At 60.8% G+C, this 3,659-nt stretch carries 4 protein-coding genes, 1 tRNA gene and 1 pseudogene; 5 read left to right on the top strand and 1 reads right to left on the bottom strand.

Going from position 1 to position 3,659, the window contains the following annotated elements; genetic code table 11:
- A partial coding sequence (locus tag AC1D1X_RS18265) for a M61 family metallopeptidase (RefSeq protein ID WP_477698827.1) occupies positions 1-1,303 on the top strand: 1,303 nt, incomplete at its 5' end.
- Between the two features lie 32 nt (positions 1,304-1,335).
- Here AC1D1X_RS18265 and AC1D1X_RS18260 read toward each other — a convergent pair.
- On the bottom strand, positions 1,336-1,596 hold the full coding sequence (locus AC1D1X_RS18260) for an enoyl-CoA hydratase-related protein (protein WP_477668355.1): 261 nt from the start codon (positions 1,594-1,596) through the stop codon (positions 1,336-1,338).
- A 104-nt stretch (positions 1,597-1,700) separates the two neighbouring features.
- Between AC1D1X_RS18260 and AC1D1X_RS18255 the strand changes: the two genes are divergently transcribed.
- The 4 genes and pseudogenes from AC1D1X_RS18255 to AC1D1X_RS18240 all read left to right on the top strand — a co-directional run.
- Positions 1,701-2,498, top strand: coding sequence for an enoyl-CoA hydratase (locus tag AC1D1X_RS18255; protein ID WP_477668356.1), 798 nt, complete (start codon positions 1,701-1,703; stop codon positions 2,496-2,498).
- Positions 2,499-2,622: 124 nt separating this feature from the next.
- Positions 2,623-2,699 (top strand) — tRNA-Met (locus AC1D1X_RS18250).
- A gap of 89 nt (positions 2,700-2,788) precedes the next feature.
- Positions 2,789-3,253 carry a hypothetical protein gene (locus AC1D1X_RS18245; protein WP_477668357.1) on the top strand — a complete coding sequence of 155 codons (465 nt, stop codon included), beginning with the start codon at positions 2,789-2,791 and terminating at the stop codon, positions 3,251-3,253.
- 115 nt (positions 3,254-3,368) lie between these two features.
- A pseudogene (locus AC1D1X_RS18240) lies at positions 3,369-3,659 on the top strand (tRNA (N6-isopentenyl adenosine(37)-C2)-methylthiotransferase MiaB); the annotation flags it as partial.

Genomic DNA, 3,659 nt, shown 5'->3' with positions numbered 1-3,659 from the left:
CCTGGCGGCCGATTACGACGAACTGGTGGACTGCCCCGTGGAAATGGGCGCTTTCTGGAGCGGTACTTTTACGGCGCGCGGCGTGCCGCACCGCATGGTGGTCGCGGGCGCGGCCCCGAGCTTCGACGGCGCAAGGCTGCTGGCGGACACCCAGAAGATTTGCGAAACGGAGATCCGTTTCTGGCATGGTGCGAAAAAGCCTCCCTTCAAGAGTTACCTCTTCATGCTGAACGCGGTGGACGAAGGCTACGGCGGACTCGAGCACCGCAACTCGACTGCACTGATCTGCAACCGGAAGGACTTGCCGCGCCTGGGTGAATCCCGCACGGCAGAAGGCTACACCACGCTGCGCGGCCTCATCAGCCACGAATATTTCCATACATGGAATGTCAAGCGGCTGCGTCCCGCGGAGTTTGAACACTACGACTACGGCGCCGAGAATTACACCGGGCTGTTGTGGTTTTTCGAGGGCTTCACCAGTTACTACGACGACCTGTTGCTGCGCCGCGCCGGCCTGCTGGACAACGCCGGCTACCTCAAGCTGCTCAACAAGACCATCAACCAGGTCATGCAGACCCCGGGCCGGCTGGTTCAATCCGTCGCCCAGGCGAGCTTCGATGCCTGGGTGAAGTATTACCGGCAGGATGAAAATACGCCCAACGCCACCGTGAGCTACTACACCAAGGGAGCGCTGGTGGCGCTGTGTTTTGATCTGACGCTTCGGGCAGAAGGCGGAGCTGCCGGGGGCGCGACACTGGACAACGTGATGCGCGCACTCTGGCAACGCTGCAAAGCCGGCCCCCTGCGCGAGACAGATTTTGCAGAGGAGCTTGCAGCCGCAGGACACCGCCCGTTTGCCACCGAGCTGGCCCAATGGGTGCACGGACGCGAAGAACTTCCGCTCAAGGCCTTGCTGGAACAGCATGGCGTGACAGTCGCCGAAGAACCTGCGCAACTGGCTCAGCGGCTGGGATTACGCGCCAGCGAAAACCAGGGCGTGGTGCAGGTCAAGACCGTGCTGCGCGGCGGCGTTGCCGAGCATGCCGGGTTTGCGGCGGGAGATGAATGGCTGGCGGTGGAACCCATTGCCACAGGCGCACGGGAGCCGGAGGGCGGTTGGCGCATGAACCGGCTCGATGACCTGCTGCACTACGCAGGCACGGCCAAAAAAGTCATTGCCCTGGTCGCACGCGACAAACGCCTGCTGCGGCTGGAGCTGCCCATGCCGCCCGCGCTGACCACCTGGCGCCTGGCGGTGCGGGATGCCGCGCTGATGGACCAATGGCTCGGCCAGAAAACCTGACCCGGCCTGGCGCGACTCACCTCTTCGGAAGGTCATTCGCCCTTGAATACCGCGGGATGCTTTTCAAGAAAAGCCGTCACGCCTTCCATGTAATCGTGGCTGCGTCCCAGGGCCGCCTGCATGTCGCGTTCCGCATCGAGTTGCTGATGCAGCGTGCGCGTGGCGCCTTCGCGCATCTGCCGGGTAAAGCTGTTCAGGGCCTGGGGGCGGTTGAGCGTGAGGATGCCCACAGCACCATCGATGGCATACAGAACGGTGGGATCGGCAGCGGAGCCGGTATGGGAAGCAGTCATGGCAGCAGTCTCCTGTTCCCGAATCTAGCATTGCGGCAAGCCATTGGCAGCCATGAGCCCGTGGCATCATTGCCGGACGCATTTTCAGCCAAAGGACCTATTTCATGTCTTCCACGACCTACGAAACCATTGAAACCCGCACCGAAGGCCCGGACAGCCGCAAGGTGGGTATCGTCACGCTGAACCGGCCCAAGCAACTCAATGCCCTGAACGACCAGCTCATGGACGAACTGGGCCGGGCGCTCAAGGCGTTTGATGCTGATGACACCGTCGGCTGCATCATCCTGACCGGCAGCGAAAAGGCCTTTGCCGCAGGCGCCGACATCGGCGCCATGGCCACCTACAGTTTTGCCGACGTTTACAACAACGATTACATCACCCGCAACTGGGAGCAAATCCACAGCATCCGCAAGCCGGTGATTGCTGCCGTCAGCGGCTTTGCGCTGGGCGGCGGCTGCGAGCTCGCAATGATGTGCGACTTCATCATTGCTGCCGACAACGCAAAGTTCGGCCAGCCTGAAATCAAGCTGGGCATCATTCCCGGTGCTGGCGGCACGCAGCGCCTGCCCCGTGCCGTGGGCAAGGCCAAAGCCATGGACATGACCCTGACGGGCCGCATGATGGATGCCCAGGAGGCAGAGCGTTCAGGCCTGGTCAGCCGTGTGGTGCCGCTGGAAAAGCTCATGGACGAAGCCCTGGGCGCCGCGCTGATGATCTGCAGCTACGGCCAGACCAGCGTCATGGCCGCCAAGGAAGCCCTCAACCGGGCATTTGAAAGCGGCCTCAGCGACGGCGTGATGTTCGAAAGGCGCCTGTTCCATTCGCTGTTTTCCACCGAAGACCAAAAAGAAGGCATGGACGCCTTCGTCAACAAACGAAAACCGGTTTTTAAACACAGGTGAGCCCCACCAGTAGGGGCCGCGGGTCCGGCTTCGCCGGCCCCAGGCGCCGCCCCCTTGAGGGGGGGAGCAGGCTACACGCAGTGAGCCTGGACGGGGGTGTTTTTATAGTTATAATCTTGGGTTCGGTCGTATAGCTCAGTTGGTTAGAGCGCAGCATTCATAATGCTGATGTCGGTGGTTCAAGTCCACCTACGACCACCAGGAATGCGTCAAAGCCTCAGAGGGTCCTTCCCCCTGAGGCTTTGTTCTTTGTTATTCTCCTATTTATTAACAGCCTCTGGACACATACCATGAACCGCTGCACTTCCCGCCTGGCCGCACTCCTGATGATGCTGGCTGCTTCTGCCGGCCTGATGAGCCTGCCAGCCCTGGCCCAGACCGATCCCGCCGAGGCTGTCAAACCCAACATCCGGAAATTCCCTCCCAAGGCCGTCCGCGGCGAAATGGTGGTGGTGACGCCGCCGGTGATCTCCATGGACGGCAAGCAGGACAGGCTGTCTGTGGGCGCACGCATACGCGACATCAACAACAATTTCGTGTTGTCCGGCGCACTCCTGAACCAGAAGCTGGTGGTGAACTACCTGCGCAGCAACACCGGCGAGGTCCATGAGGTCTGGATCCTCAACGCGGAAGAGGCCAAGGAAAAGCGGGCGGGCGGCACCGACACGGTGTTCAATTTCAACAGCGGCACCCCTGCCAAGACAGTGGACAACGGCAAGACGCCGTACGACCAGTTACCTGCCTACAAGCAGTAACGCCCACAGCCTCAAGCGAAATCAGCCTGACGCCCTTTAAACATGGGCGCAAGCAGCTATTAATTTAATAGCAATCGCCATCAGCCCGCGGACAAACCGCAAATCAGCCAGCATCATGAGCAAAAAAGTCTTCATTAAAACCTTCGGCTGCCAAATGAACGAGTACGACTCGGACAAGATGTCCGACGTGCTCCATGCTGCCGAAGGCTACGAGCCTACCCAGGACATGGAACAGGCCGACCTGATCCTGTTCAATACCTGCTCCGTGCGCGAAAAAGCCCAGGAGAAAGTCTTCAGCGACCTGGGCCGCGTCAAGCACCTGAAAGAAAAAGGCGTGCTGATCGGCGTCGGCGGCTGTGTAGCCAGCCAGGAAGGCGCGGCCATCATCCAGCGCGCACCTTATGTC

This window comes from Polaromonas sp. P1_G4 (assembly GCF_056405475.1).
The sequence above is the reverse complement of the archived record's forward strand: the minus strand, read 5'-3'. Positions and strand labels throughout refer to the sequence as shown.

Coding starts and splice junctions, on each gene's coding strand:
- AC1D1X_RS18260 (WP_477668355.1), bottom strand. CDS start 1,596: ATGACTGCTTCCCATACCGGCTCCGCTGCCGATCCCACCGTTCTGTAT.
- AC1D1X_RS18255 (WP_477668356.1), top strand. CDS start 1,701: ATGTCTTCCACGACCTACGAAACCATTGAAACCCGCACCGAAGGCCCG.
- AC1D1X_RS18245 (WP_477668357.1), top strand. CDS start 2,789: ATGAACCGCTGCACTTCCCGCCTGGCCGCACTCCTGATGATGCTGGCT.